Consider the following 14,015-nt stretch of genomic DNA (forward strand, 5'->3'; position numbering starts at 1 on the left):
TGAGAGGTAGTCCGTGTCACACACCGAAGCACGCGAAGCAGGCGCCACTGCGCATCGCATCGCCGCCGAACCCTTGACCGATCAGGAGGTCGAGGCGATTCGCGCTGACTTCCCCGCACTGGCGGAGCAGGTCAACGGCCTGCCGCTCGCCTACCTCGACTCTGGAGCGACGGCGCAGCGCCCACAGGCTGTGCTCGATGCCGAACTCGACTTCCTTGTGCACAGCAATGCTGCCGTGCACCGCGGCGCCCACACTCTCGCCGGTCTCGCCACCGAGGCCTACGAAGACGCCCGCGCCACGGTCGCCGCGTTCGTCGGCGCGCGTGAAGACGAGATCGTCTGGACCTCCAACGCAACGGATGCCCTCAACCTCGTCGCGTACGGCTTCGCCAACGCCAGTCGCGGCCGTGGCGGAGACGCTGCCCGCCGGTTCGCGCTGAGCGCCGGCGACGAGATCGTCATCACGGAGGCCGAGCATCACGCGAACCTCATCCCGTGGCAGGAACTGGCCGCGGTCACCGGCGCCACGCTGCGCTACGTACCGGTCAACGACGAGGGCGTCTACACGGTCGCCGACGTCGAAGCCGTCATCAACTCGAAGACCCGCGTTGTTGCCGTCGCGCACGTCTCAAACGTCACCGGCTTCGTCGCACCCGTCGCCTCGATCGTCACGCTGGCGCACGGCGTCGGCGCGTATGTCGTGCTCGATGCCTGCCAGTCGGCCCCGCACCGCCGCCTCGACCTGGTCGCCCTCGACGTCGACTTCGCCGCGTTCTCCGGCCACAAGATGCTCGGCCCCACCGGCATCGGCATGCTCTACGGCCGCCAGGAACTGCTGAACGCGCTGCCGCCGTTCCGCACCGGCGGGTCGATGATCACGACTGTCACGATGGACTCGGCCCAGTACCTCCCAGCCCCGCAGCGCTTCGAGGCCGGCACGCAGCCCGTCTCCCAGGCCGTGGCGCTCGCCGAGGCCGTGCGCTACCTCGAGCGCCTCGGCCTTGACCGCATCGAAGCGCGCGAAGAATTCCTCGCAGAGCGGATGCTGGTGGGCCTCGCCAAAATCGACGGCATCCGTATCGTGGGCCAGCCGGCTGGCACCCCGCGTGCCGGACTCGTCGCGTTCGACGTCGCCGGCGTGCACGCGCACGATGTCGGCCAGTACCTCGACGCGAAGGGCATCGCTGTGCGGGTTGGCCACCACTGCGCGCAGCCGCTGCACCGTCGCCTCGGCCTCACCGCCACCACGCGTGCCAGCGCGTACCTGTACACAACGACCGAAGAGGTCGACCGCTTTCTCGCCGCTGTTGCCGAGGTCCGTCCGTACTTTGGAGAAACCTCATGACCGACCCGTTGGCCGGGCTCTACCAGGAGCTCATCCTCGACCATTCCAAGAAGCGCAGCGGATACGGCGCGCTTGAGCACTCCGACGCCGAACGCTTCGAACGCAACCCCACCTGTGGCGATGAAATCACGCTGCAGATTGCGCTGGAGTCCGGCTCCGACCGGATTGCGTCGCTGGGCTGGGTCGGATCTGGCTGCAGTATTTCGCAGGCGTCGGCATCCGTTCTGGCCGAGATCGCGCCCGGGCAGACCATGGCTGAACTGCAGTCGACCATCGATGTGTTCCGCGAGATGATGCGCTCGCGTGGTGCAGGCGAACCCGACGAGGATGTGCTCGGCGACGCGATCGCCTTCCACGGCGTCTCGAAGTTCGTGATGCGCGTGAAGTGCGCGATGCTCGGCTGGGTCGCCGCCGAGGGCTGCCTCGCCGACGTGAAGGCGTCGCAGAGCGCGTAGTAACTCCTCGCTGATTGAGGAACGAGCGCCAGCGAGTGTCTCGAAATCTCGTAGGCCGATCTCTGATCTGTCTGGGATTCACGCCCGCGCTGGTTTCGAGACGGCCGCGGGCGGCCTCCTCAACCACCGGACTCCCGCTGGTTGAGGAGCGCCCGAGGTACGAGGCCGCGTCTCGAAACCCGCGCCCGCTACACTCGCAGCGTGAGTCCGAAACGATTTCCCCAGCGTGTGTACGCGCAGGGAACAGAGCCCGATCCGCGCTTCAGCCTGGCCAATGAGCGCACCTTCCTGGCGTGGATCCGCACGTCGCTCGCGCTGCTGGCCGGCGGAGTGGCGGTCGAGGCGCTGAACCTGAACATGGTCGAGTGGATCAGGGTCACGGTGATCGCGGTGCTGCTTGCCCTCGGCGTGATCACGCCGATCTACGCGTGGGTCAGTTGGATGCGTATCGAACTCGCCCTGCGGCTGAACCGGCCGATGCCGGGGCCGTCCCTCGCCCTGATCCTGGGCCTCGGCCTCTCATTCGTCGGACTGCTGGTGGTGCTGGGGCTGGTGTTGTGAGCGCGGCGTCCCCGTTCGATCCTGGCCTGCAGGCTGAGCGCACGCTTTTGGCCTGGCAGCGCACCACTCTGTCGCTGGCGATCTGCTGCGCCGTGGGAATTCGGCTGGCGGCACCGCTCATCGGTGTCACCGCGGTGGTGGTCGGTGCCGGGGGCGTCGTGCTTGCCCTGGTCGCGTACGTGACTGCGCGCAGACGATATCGGCACACGCACCGCGAGTTGACGGCATCCGGTTCGCTGGAGGCGGTGTCTTCCTGGCCGCTCGCCGCCCTCGCAGCAGTGACCCTGCTGGTGGCGGTGCTCGCGGTGAGCGTCGTGGTTGCGATGATGACGGGCCAGCGCCTCAGCTGAAGGGGTGCCGATTTAGCGTCCTGAACTTCCGGCTCATATGAGCCGCAAGTTCAGAAGGCAATCTCGACAGGGTCGGATGCTGCCCTCCCGCTGGTCGAGGAGGCCGCCAGGCCGTCTCGAGACCCGGTCGACTTCACCGCCAAAAGCCCTGTTCACCCGCAACCACCCGGGACTAACGTGGGAGGCGTGCCCGCTCCCGTAGCCGATGTGCGGAGCGCTCACGCCGCTGGCGTGCAGCGCCTTCTGGCGAGCTATCGGGCTGTGCCGGCGGCATCCGCTGTTCGGCTGGCTAAACCGACGTCGAATCTGTTCCGCACCCGAACCAAGACCCAGGCCAAGGGCCTCGATACGTCGGGGCTGACGGGCGTCATTGGTGTCGACGCGGAGTCCTGGACGGCCGAGGTGGCCGGCATGTGCACCTACGAAGACCTCGTCGACGAGACGCTGCGCTACGGGCTGGCGCCGCTGGTGGTGCCGCAGCTGAAGACCATCACGCTCGGCGGCGCGGTCACCGGTCTTGGCATCGAGTCGACGTCGTTCCGCAACGGCTTGCCGCACGAGTCGGTGCTGGAGATGGATATCCTCACTGGCGCCGGCGAGGTGGTCACCGCATCGCCACGCGAGAACTCGGATCTGTTCCGCGCTTTCCCCAACTCCTACGGCACGCTCGGCTACGCGGTGCGCCTCCGCATCGAACTCGAACCGGTGAAGCCGTTCGTCGCGCTCACCCACCTGCGGTTCCACTCGCTCACCGACCTGATTGTCGCGATGGACGGTATCACCCGCACCGGCAGCCTCGACGGTGTTGCCGTCGACTACCTCGACGGTGTGGTGTTCAGCGCCGACGAAAGCTACCTGTGCGTGGGCAGGCAGACGATGGCGCCCGGCCCCGTCAGCGATTACACCGGCCAGCAGATCTACTACCGGTCGATTCAAGAGAAGAGCGGCCAGCAGCAGGTCGTCCAGCACACGAGCGGCCGGCACGACAAGACGACAGCGGATGACCGCCTCACCATCCACGATTACCTCTGGCGGTGGGACACGGATTGGTTCTGGTGCTCGGAGGCGTTCGGCGCGCAGGATCAGCGCATCCGTCGGATGTGGCCGAGACGCTATCGACGCAGCAGCGTCTACGGGAAGCTGATGAAGTACGAGCAGCGGTTCCACATCGGCGATCGCATCGAGAAGCTGGGCGGACGGCCGCCGCGCGAGCGGGTCGTGCAAGACGTCGAGGTGCCGATCGAGCGGTGTGCGGAGTTCCTGGGCTGGTTCCTCGACAACGTGCCGATTGAGCCGATCTGGCTGTGCCCGCTGAAGTTGCGAGATGTGAGCGGATGGCCGCTCTACCCGATCCAGCCGCAGCGGCGCTACGTCAACGTGGGCTTCTGGTCGACGGTGCCGGTCGGGTCCACCGAGGGGGAGACCAATCGGAAGATCGAACGCTCGGTCGCCGATTTCGACGGCCACAAGTCGCTGTACTCAGACTCCTATTACTCCCGCGAGGAGTTCAACCAGCTGTACGGCGGGGAAATCTATCGCGCCGTCAAAGAACAGTACGACCCCGATGCACGACTTCTCGACCTCTATGCGAAGGCGGTACAACGACGATGACGACGTTCAGGGATGATTCGCCAGAGGTTGCTGGGCAGGCGGAGACAGTGGGCGGCGCGGAAGCGGTCGGTGCCGCGGAGAATGTCGGCGCCGCAGAGAATGTCGGCACAGGGGCCGACACCGCGAAGAACACTGACGCAGCTGAAGCGGCCGAACAGGCCGAAGCAACGGAAGCGGCTGAAGCGGCCGAAGAGGCCGACGCAGGGAAGTCACTCTCCCTCGCCGACGTCCTGGAGATCCTGGCCGGCAGCCAACTCCCACTGCGGTTCACGGCGTACGACGGCAGCTCGTCCGGCCCGGTCGATGCGCCGTTCGGGCTCGACGTGAAGACCCCGCGCGGCACGACCTACCTGGCGACGGGTCGGGGTGACCTCGGTCTGTCCCGCGCTTACATCGCGGGCGACCTCGACATCCACGGCGTGCACCCCGGCGATCCCTACGAACTGCTCAAGGCGCTGGCCGACGAGCTGGTCTTCAAGCTGCCGCCGCCTCGGGTGATGGTGGACGTCATCCGCTCAATCGGCATCCGTCATCTGCGTCCGATTGCGCCGCCCCCAGAGGAGGCACAGCCGCGCTGGCGTCGAATGGCCGCGGGACTTCGGCACAGCAAAAGCCGTGATGCGGATGCGATCCATCACCACTACGACGTGTCGAACACGTTCTATGAGTGGGTGCTTGGGCCGTCGATGACCTATACCTGTGCGTGCTATCCGGCCGCCGATGCGTCGCTGGATGAGGCGCAGGAGAACAAGTATCGACTGGTGTTTGAGAAGCTGCGGCTGAAGCCGGGGGACAGGTTGCTCGACGTCGGGTGCGGCTGGGGCGGCATGGTGCGGTACGCCGCGCGTCGCGGTGTGCGTGCCACCGGGGTGACGCTGTCGGCCGAGCAGACGGCGTGGGCACAGCAGGCCATCGCCGACGAGGGCTTGAGCGAGCTGGCAGAGGTGCGCTACGGCGACTACCGCGACATCGCGGAGGGCGGCTTCGATGCGGTGTCGTCGATTGGGCTGCTGGAGCACATCGGGGTGCGCAACTATGCGTCGTACTTCGAATTTCTGCGGTCGAGGCTGCGCCCTGGGGGGCTGCTGCTGAATCACTGCATCACGCGGCCGGAGAACGGTTCAGAACCGGCCGCTCACGGGTTCATCGATCACTATGTCTTTCCCGATGGCGAGCTCACCGGCTCGGGTCGGATCATCAGCAAGGCTCAGGATGCCGGCCTCGAAGTGCTGCACGAAGAGAATCTGCGGCAGCACTACGCGCTGACCCTCCGCGACTGGTGCGCCAACCTGGTCGAGCACTGGGACGAGGCGGTCGCCGAGGTCGGGCTCCCCACCGCGAAGGTGTGGGGCCTGTACATGGCGGGGTCGCGACTGGCGTTCGAGAAGAACGGCATCCAGCTGCACCAGGTGCTGATGTCGCGCACCGACGCTCACGCCAAGGCTGTAGCCGATGCTCTGCCGTTGCGCCCGTGGTGGACTCCGTAAAGTCAACGTGGCGGTAACGTGCGGCGCGCGTGGGCGTTCCGCACGCCGCCGCCTCCACCGAAAGTTGAGGCATTTGCCGTGGTCGAATACCAGACGGGTTCCGAGACAACTCCGACGCCCACGGATGTGCAATGGGCCCATCTGACGCAGTACGCCGTGCCGTTCGACGTTGCAGCGGGGGAGCAGATCGTCGGCACGGGCGACCCGGATTACCCGATGATCCTCGTCGAGGCCGGGCAAGTCGAGATCGTTCGCGATGCGTTGCGTTGGATTGATGAGGAGGTCCTGGCAATCGTTGGCCCGCGCAAATTCGCGGGAGAGCTGGGCCTCCTCAATGGTCAGCGCGCATTTCTGTCCATTCGGGCGAAGACACCCAGCCGAGTCTGGCGTCTGGATCGCACCGCTCTCCGCCGGGTGCTCTCCGAAGACGACGACCTGGGCGACATGGTCCTGCACGCGCTGTGGGCACGCCGGGAATCGCTCCGGAAGGGGTCGGCGGCGCTCACCCTCAAGTTCGTCGGGGCCGGCGACTCCCGCGAATTCCTCGCGCTGCGGCGATTCGCTGAGCGCCTCGACCTCGTGCACGCGGCCATCGGACTCGAGCCCGGTGAGACCGTTTCGCATCCCGGCTACGAGTGGGGCCCGGAAGATTTGCCCATCGCGTTCATCCAGGGGGAGGCGTTCGTGCGGGCGACGCCCGGCATGGTCGCCGAACATCTTGGCCTGAGCTACGAGCCGATCGGCGAGGACGCCGTCGATCTCGTCGTCATCGGCGGGGGACCTGCAGGGCTTGCCGCGGCCATCTATGGAGCATCCGAAGGGCTCAGCACGCTGTTGTTGGAGGCTGTCGCTCCGGGCGGGCAGGCGGGCGCAACCGCGAGGATCGAGAACTTCCTCGGGTTCCCATTCGGGGTCAGCGGAACGGCGCTGATCGGGCAGGCAACTCTTCAAGCGATCAAGTTCGGTGTGCGCGTCTGCGCCCCCTGCGAGGCCGCCGAATTGCGCTCCACCGCAGACGGCCTTGAGGTGGTGCTTGATGACGGGCGGGTGATCCGTGCACGTTCGGCTGTCGTGACATCAGGCGCCGCCTACAAACGGTTGCACCTGGAGCGCTGGGAAGACTTCGAACGCACGAGTATCCACTACGCAGCGACCGCGCTCGAGCTCAAGCAGGTACTCGGCTCCCCGGTCGTCGTTGTCGGCGGCGCCAACTCCGCCGGCCAGGCCGCCATCTATCTCGCTACTAACGGCTGCAGCGTGCATCTTGTGGTGCGCGGTGACGACCTCGGCACGCGGATGTCGTCCTACCTCGTCGACCGGATCGTGGACGACCCACGGATTCACCTGCACACGTCGTCGAACATCATCAGCCTCGGTGGCGGTCACGCCCTCGAGACCGTACAGATCGACACGGCCGGCACGATCCCGGCACGCGGCCTGTTCTGTTTCATCGGCGCCGACCCCGCGACGGGCTGGGTAAAGGACCTGGACTGCGATGAGGCGGGATTCATCCGGACCGGAAGCGACATCACGTCCCAGATGCTGGAGCGCTGGCAGGCTCTTGAACGAGAGCCCCTTCCCTTCGAGACGTCCACGCCACGCGTCTTCGCAGCCGGAGATGTGCGCCGAGGATCGATGAAGCGGGTTGCGGCCGCCGTCGGCGAGGGGTCTAGCGCAATCGCCTCAGTCCACCGCGTACTCGCCACCCCTGAGTAGGGTGATGCCATGACTTTCGCAAACGCAGGAACACTCGGTGTGGTCCCCGGCAAGCGTGATGAGCTGGTCGCTCACCTGACTCGGCGCAGTGACGCGCTCACGCAGATCGGCTGCGTGGCATATGAGGTGGGGGTCAACGACGACGACCTCGACACGGTGTTCGTCCTCGAACTATGGGAGAGCGCCGAAGCGCATCAGGCCTCGCTCTCCTTGCCGGAGGTTCAAGCATCGATTGCCGCCGCACGGCCGCTTCTCTCTGGTGCGTTCGGCGGGTTTCGCTTCAATGTCGTCGGATCGCCGCTGCGCGACTGACGAACACAGCTGGCGTTCCCACCGAAGTTGCAGCGCGATGATCTGGTGTCACTAGGCGACGTCGCCTGCCCAGACGCATGAACGATATGGTGAGCGAATGAAGACTCGGGGGAGCGTTCGGTGGGTCGCGGCGGCAGTGGTGACAGCCGGGATGAGCAGCATGCTGATGGGCTGCACTGCGGTCATTCCACCACCACCGGTTGCGGTCACGGCGATCGTTGACCACGCGGTGGCGATGATTCAGATGGTCGAGGGCGTCGCATCCGCTGACTCGCACATATCGGCTGATGTCCTGCGGGGCGGCCCGCTGTCGAGGGCAGAGGCTTGGAGTGCGAGCATCAGCATCGATGTGGAACCAAACCTGCGTGATCTGAGCGCGGTGTCCAACAGCGTCGAGCAGGAAGTCGCGGCCGCAAATGCCACAGTTGCGACCTTCGGGACGATTCGCATCCCGGCGGACGCTGGCGGCGTGCAGGCATCGCTCACGTTCTCCTCTCACGATGACTATCCGGCTGGGCCGCTCACCCTTGCAGAGCTTGCGGCCGCCGCAGTGTCGCTTCGAGGAATCGACGGCGTGATTGACGTCCAGGTTTCGGACGACAACCGACCGGCGAGAGTGTCGGTGAATTCACCCCGTGAGTGGCCGCGCGTTGCAACTGCGGTGCGCGCGGTCCCCGGATTTGGCGATCGGGCTCTCGCCGCCGTGTCAATGGATAGTTCGCTCTCCAGCTCGCTGCTGACCCTCGATTCCGTGTCGCCAAGCCAGAGCCTCATCGCGGATCTCAGCGCGCTGGCTGTGGATCCTGCGGTTGAGGCGCTCGGCTACTCCGGTGCACCACCAAATGGCGACTCCAGCGGGTTGGCGACCTGGCGGCCATCGCTTTACGTCAGGGTGTCAGCGGATGCGGCCGCGCAGGCCACTGAGGGGTCGACCGGCGCGCCGACGGCTAGGTCGAAGGCCAGGGCAGCAGCGAAAGCTGATGTCGAGCGGATCACCGCGATGCTGGTGCAACTAGACGACTCGCAGATGGCCGTGGAGGGCATTCCGCGGGCGTCGTTCACGGTCTCCGCCGACGGGGGAGCCACATCCACTGAGACCCCAACGACGATCGAGCGAGCAGGGTATGTGGGCCTGCCGCTCGGTTCGGCAGAGCCCGACGACCATATCGTGCCACCCATCGACCCGGCCGCCTTCGGTATCCCACTCGAAGCGGATGCCGCCGCCGCGCGACTGCAGGGCGATCAGCTTCTGATCGAGATGCTGCTGAACGACGCGGGCGACGCGGCCGGCATCCGTGGGCCGGCGAACGTCTCGACTGTCGCCTGCAGCTCTGGCGTGGGGGAGCAGGTCAGCGGTTCGGTGGTGATCCCGATTTTCGAGATCGCTGAAAGTGCCGACGAGGCCTTCGAAGCCATCACGGCGTCGTGGGTCGCAGACGGATACTCTGCGACGGATCGCGCCATGGGCCGGGACTTCTACTCGCTGCTGGGCCCACACGACGATGGCGCCGGACGAGTCGAACTGGAGTTGTTGTCGATCCGCGGGATGGCGGACGGCATCTCGATTAATGTGCAGTCGGAGTGCATCGTCGCGACGTGATGTTGCCGCGCGATGCAGACACGGCGGCAGCCATCGGCAATGGCCCGGGTGCGGCCTGCCCCGGCCGTTAGTATCGGCTCGCGACTCTCGCCAACCCGACGCATCAGCAGCCGGCACCGTTCCTCGTGTCCATCGGCAACATCCACGCGACGCAGCATCACGTCGTTACACCGGCGGGCACCTGGCCAGTCGCCGAGATCAACGTGTCAGCGGTGGATCGCACCCAGGTCACCACGCACACGCCCGCGTGGGCGATCATCATGGTGGTCATTTTCATCTGTTCTTCCTGCTGAGCCTGCTGTTCCTTCTCGCACGCGAGTCGCGCATCTCTGGATACATCACGGTCACGATTGAGCCGAATGGGCAGTCATTCGTCGAGAACGTGCCGGTGGCAAACGAGGCACAACGTGCGGATGTGTTCAACCGAGTCGCGTACCTGCAGTCCTTGATCGGTCAGGAGCGGTACCGCCTCGGGCGGTAGTAGTCAGAGAGCGGATGCCGTCGGCTGAACGGTTTGGGCATCGGTTCGTTGTCGCCAGCAGTCGCTAGCCTGTGACCATGTTCCTTACTTCCCCACGCGGACTCAAAGACCCGGTGACTCTCGCACAGAGACATCAAATGCTCGATACGACGGAGTCGATCCAGGAGATTCGCGCGTGGTCTGACGATCTCGCATCACGGCGCCAAGCGGTGGTTCCTCACATCGATCCCGCTGACGCAGGAGCCAATGCGAAGGTCTTGATCTTGTTCGAAGCGCCCGGACCAATGACGAATCAGGGCAACCGTCGTCCGGGATCGGGGTTCATTTCGGTAGACAACAACGACAAGACAGCGGAGAACAGCTGGAACTTGCGGTCTGAGGCAGGTCTCGGACACGATGTGGCGCTGCACTGGAATATCGTGCCTTGGTACCTCGGCGTTGCCAGCGTCAAGCCGACGGCGGACGACCTTCGGGAAGGGAGCCGCGAGTTGATCGGTCTGATGGAGTTGCTTCCTTCACTTCAGGTAGTGCTCGCTAGCGGACTCTTTGCCCAGCGCGGCTGGCATCGCCACGTGGCGGCAGCGCGCCCCGATTTGGCAGTTATTGAAACCTGGCACCCTTCGCCACTTGCCCTCAACCAGCCGGGTAAACGGGACGAGGCTCGCAGCGCGTATTCGAAGGCTGTGGCGCTGCTTTAGCACCAGCACAACCGCGCCCCTTCTGGAGATACGGCCACGTGTAGGCGCCCCCCCCGATTCAGATCGAAACGGGGAAGTATTCGAAACGACTCGGCGGCCTCTTGGCTGGTGCGCGCGACGCCTCCTCTGCCACACTTCGACCATGTCTCATCTTCCAGCCGATCAAGGCCAGCAGCAGCCCACGCGAGCAGCTCTTTTCGTGGACTTTGACAATGTCTACAGCGGTTTGCTGAAGCTGGATCCGGCGGCCGCTGAACGGTTTGCAACCGATCCCGGCCTGTGGACGGATGCGATGGCTGAGGGCAACGGCAGCGCAGACGGCAACGCCCGCCGCTTCCTCATCCGCAATTGCTACTTGAATCCGTCAGTTTTCTCGAAGTATCGCGCGTACTGGACACGCGCTGGGTACCGCGTGATCGACTGCCCGTCACTGACCCAGCAGGGAAAGAGCAGCACCGACATCAACCTCGTCCTGGACGCCATGGACATCCTTGCTGGTCCTGGGCGTATTGAGGAGTTCTTCATTGCGTCGGCCGATGCAGACTTCACGTCCCTCATCCAACGCTTCAGAGCTGCGGATCGCTTCACAACGGTCATCGTCGCGGGCTCCGTCGCCAGTGCCTATCGCAGTACGGCGGATCGGGTCGTCGAGTCCGATGACTTCGTCTCGATCCTCAGCGGACGAATTCCGGCCCCCGCGGGGGAAGTTACTGCGGCCGAGGATGAGTTTCCAGCGGCCACGGAGCCCGCCTCCGATGGAAACGACGATGCGTTCGTTGCTGCTTCATCTGAAGGCACGGACAGAGCCGCCGAAGCTGTGCGCAATTTCTTGAGAAGCGCGCCGGGGCCAGTTCCAGGGGCCGTCCTCGCGGACCAAGCGACGACCGCGGAACCAGCCCTTTCAGGAGACTGGGCGGGCTCCGGTTCATTTGGAGCGTGGGTGGCGCAATTGGGCGGAGATGTTGGATATGCCTCCAAGCCGGCACCGAGTTGGGCGTGGGACGCGACTCGGTTCTCTCTCGCTGACCTTCCGAGCGTAAGCGGCGTACCGCGAGCCATCGAACAACAAGTCACGCGAGTGACCGATGTGCCCCCGTTGTCCACCGCGCAATTCAAACAGTTGTTCACGTCTCTGGAATCGCGACTCAACGGAGAGCAATTGAACCGGACTGAAACTACAAAACAGGTGAGGGACGATTGCGCAGAAGCTGGCGTGCCGGTGAGCCGGTCAGCCATCAACTTCGTGATTACGGGCTTGCTCTACGCCGGAGTTTCTCTCACCGCCGATGTCACGGCAAAGAAATTGGCAACGGGCTGGGCGAAGAACGTGGAGGCGCTGTGTAGAGGTGCTCGCATGGAGTTCGACGAGTCCGAAAAGGTCGAGTTGAGAACGTGGGTCAGTGGCGGTCTCGCCGTGTGACAGGCAACGACTAGTACCTCCTAAAGCAATAGCGGGTCAACGAGACGGATGCCGCCAACCGAGCCCGTTCTGGGGCTACAGTCGCCTGCGCTCTGACCGATAGTTTCAGGTCGGAAACCGGGGGATCCATGTCTATGTCTATTGAGGCGCCACGCATGCGGCAGCAGCCTGCCGCGCAGGCCGTCATCGAGGAGTTGCTCCGCCTGCAGGACAGCGTCTCGCCACGATCACGGTTCGGCCGTGTCTTCGGCTACTCGCCGCTTGGAGCGGACACCTCCAGCTGGTACCGGGGCGCACAGGGCGAGATCATCGTCGGGGGAATCCTTGCGACGTTGCCACCCGAATGGACGGCGTTCCACGCCCTTCCGGTCGGGAAGAAGGGCGCCGACATCGATCATCTCGTGATCGGCCCCGGCGGGATCTTCACAATCAACACCAAACACCACAAGGACAAAGCCGTCTGGGTAGCCGGCCGCACCCTGATGGTGTCGGGCCAGAAACAGCCGCACATCCGCAACGCCGAATTCGAGGCGGGGCGTGTCACCAAGCTGCTGAGAGAGCGGATGCCGGATCTCCCGCCCGCCCAGCCGATCCTCGCGTTGGTCAACCCGAAGTCCCTGACGATCAAGTCCAAGCCAGAACAGGTCAAGGTCGTCGCCGCGGTCAGCCTGCGGCGGTGGCTTCTGGCCCGCCCAGCAATCCTGAGTTCTGCCGAGCTGGCCGAGCTCGCGGCAATCGTTGACGACCCCGCGACCTGGCCGCCCGGGTTCCTTCTTCCGAGCGAGAACGCCCGCGAACGCTTCGATGCGCTCGCCGCCGACGTTCGCGTTGCGACCGTGCGGCGGACTCTCTGGAAACTATTCGCGTTCCTCGTCGCGAGTGTTGCCCTGATAACGGTTGGCCCAGCGCTCCTGTCCACCCTGATGGATGGCTACATCGCGGCGGTGATGAATCCGTGACGGCGGCGACGTACGGCTCATTCTTTGGCCCCTTCTTCAGTTTTCTGAAACAGATGTAAACGTCTATGGCGACGAGTCCGGCTGCGCTGGCGACTGTCATCATTCTCTTTCTGCTCGCCTTTCTCACCCGGCTCGCGCCGTCCAAGCGGCGTCGCGGTCGTCGCCGCTAGCCGCTGAATGATGCGGAGCATGACAACTGGGAGGCCCACCCCAGTTATCCTGCCGGTCTCGATGTACGCTCAACCAATGACTGATCCAATCGAAATGCCTCACCCGCCAGAGACCGGCGCGCGCGAATTGGTTGAGGCCGTCGTTGTTGGAGCAGTCGGTGCTGTACCTGTGCTCGGCAGCTTTCTCAGCGCGGGAGTCGAGCGCATCTTCAATCAGCAAGCCGCGGACCGAAGTCGCGCTTGGATGGGTGAGTTAGTCGCGGTTGTCAATGCACTTACGGAGAAGGTAAAGGAGCTAGAGGCGGCGACGCTCGCGGAGCAACCAGAGTTCTACGACATGGCGTTAAGGGCCACACGCATTGCCACCGCGTCGTCGGCCCAGGAGAAACATCATGCGCTTCAAAACGCACTTTTCAATACGGCAACGGGCAAGGAGATCGACTCAGACATGCGCTCGATCTTCATCCGATACGTAGATGAACTCACTCCCTCACATATCCGCATCCTTCGGCATTTCGCGGACCCGCGCGCTCAGCTAAGTGCCGAGGCGGTGGCGCGCATTGAGAACGGAATTGCCGGTGCAGCAGTTACGGGTGCCCTTGGAGAAGCGTTCCCCGAATGGAAAAGCCAGATGGGGAAAGTGCAATTGCTCGTGGATGACCTCACGGGCCGAAGTCTTCTTGGCGTCGTCCCGTTCAACTCCATCATGTCGATGAGCGCCGGGCTTGATCCACGCATCACCACGTATGGGGCGCAATTACTAGACTTCTTGAGCGGACCCTTTGGAGTGGCGGGCGAGGCGTCAGACGACAGGGCTGTTGGTGGAGGTCGCTAGTCGGGGTATGGGCAC

At 64.7% G+C, this 14,015-nt stretch carries 14 protein-coding genes; all 14 read left to right on the plus strand.

What is annotated here, in order from left to right; all coding sequences use genetic code 11:
• Positions 1–13: 13 nt before the first annotated feature.
• Positions 14–1,345 (plus strand): aminotransferase class V-fold PLP-dependent enzyme, encoded by a 1,332-nt coding sequence (locus AC25Z0_RS00510; RefSeq protein WP_488131922.1) that lies wholly within the window; start codon positions 14–16, stop codon positions 1,343–1,345.
• A complete protein-coding gene (sufU, locus tag AC25Z0_RS00515) occupies positions 1,342–1,800 on the plus strand; it encodes a Fe-S cluster assembly sulfur transfer protein SufU (protein WP_488131923.1) in 459 nt (152 codons plus the stop codon). The genes AC25Z0_RS00510 and sufU overlap by 4 nt, the downstream gene beginning before the upstream one ends.
• Before the next feature lie 201 nt (positions 1,801–2,001).
• Positions 2,002–2,361, plus strand: coding sequence for a YidH family protein (locus AC25Z0_RS00520; protein WP_488118323.1), 360 nt, complete (start codon positions 2,002–2,004; stop codon positions 2,359–2,361).
• Positions 2,358–2,711 (plus strand): DUF202 domain-containing protein, encoded by a 354-nt coding sequence (locus AC25Z0_RS00525; protein WP_488118324.1) that lies wholly within the window; start codon positions 2,358–2,360, stop codon positions 2,709–2,711. The genes AC25Z0_RS00520 and AC25Z0_RS00525 overlap by 4 nt, the downstream gene beginning before the upstream one ends.
• Before the next feature lie 261 nt (positions 2,712–2,972).
• Positions 2,973–4,322, plus strand: coding sequence for an FAD-binding protein (locus AC25Z0_RS00530; protein ID WP_488131924.1), 1,350 nt, complete (start codon positions 2,973–2,975; stop codon positions 4,320–4,322).
• Entirely contained in the window at positions 4,319–5,809 is a 1,491-nt protein-coding gene (locus AC25Z0_RS00535; protein ID WP_488118326.1) for a class I SAM-dependent methyltransferase, read from the plus strand. Before AC25Z0_RS00530 ends, AC25Z0_RS00535 begins: the two co-directional genes overlap by 4 nt.
• Positions 5,810–5,887: 78 nt before the next feature.
• Entirely contained in the window at positions 5,888–7,525 is a 1,638-nt protein-coding gene (locus AC25Z0_RS00540; protein WP_488131925.1) for an FAD-dependent oxidoreductase, read from the plus strand.
• Positions 7,526–7,534: 9 nt separating this feature from the next.
• Complete coding sequence (locus AC25Z0_RS00545; protein ID WP_488131926.1) at positions 7,535–7,837, plus strand: putative quinol monooxygenase; 303 nt, start codon at positions 7,535–7,537, stop codon at positions 7,835–7,837.
• Positions 7,838–7,934: 97 nt separating this feature from the next.
• Positions 7,935–9,437 (plus strand): hypothetical protein, encoded by a 1,503-nt coding sequence (locus tag AC25Z0_RS00550; RefSeq protein WP_488131927.1) that lies wholly within the window; start codon positions 7,935–7,937, stop codon positions 9,435–9,437.
• A gap of 247 nt (positions 9,438–9,684) precedes the next feature.
• Positions 9,685–9,918: a hypothetical protein gene (locus AC25Z0_RS00555; protein ID WP_488131928.1), complete on the plus strand. Its 234-nt coding sequence runs from the start codon at positions 9,685–9,687 to the stop codon at positions 9,916–9,918.
• A gap of 77 nt (positions 9,919–9,995) precedes the next feature.
• On the plus strand, positions 9,996–10,616 hold the full coding sequence (locus AC25Z0_RS00560; RefSeq protein ID WP_488131929.1) for a uracil-DNA glycosylase: 621 nt from the start codon (positions 9,996–9,998) through the stop codon (positions 10,614–10,616).
• Between the two features lie 142 nt (positions 10,617–10,758).
• Positions 10,759–12,036: an NYN domain-containing protein gene (locus AC25Z0_RS00565; RefSeq protein WP_488131930.1), complete on the plus strand. Its 1,278-nt coding sequence runs from the start codon at positions 10,759–10,761 to the stop codon at positions 12,034–12,036.
• A gap of 155 nt (positions 12,037–12,191) precedes the next feature.
• The gene (locus AC25Z0_RS00570; RefSeq protein WP_488131931.1) at positions 12,192–12,995 is read left to right on the plus strand and encodes a nuclease-related domain-containing protein; all 804 of its coding nucleotides are present in this window, start codon (positions 12,192–12,194) and stop codon (positions 12,993–12,995) included.
• 246 nt (positions 12,996–13,241) lie between these two features.
• Entirely contained in the window at positions 13,242–14,000 is a 759-nt protein-coding gene (locus AC25Z0_RS00575) for a hypothetical protein (RefSeq protein WP_488131932.1), read from the plus strand.
• Positions 14,001–14,015: the final 15 nt, after the last annotated feature.

The organism is Leifsonia sp. Y862 (assembly GCF_057669585.1).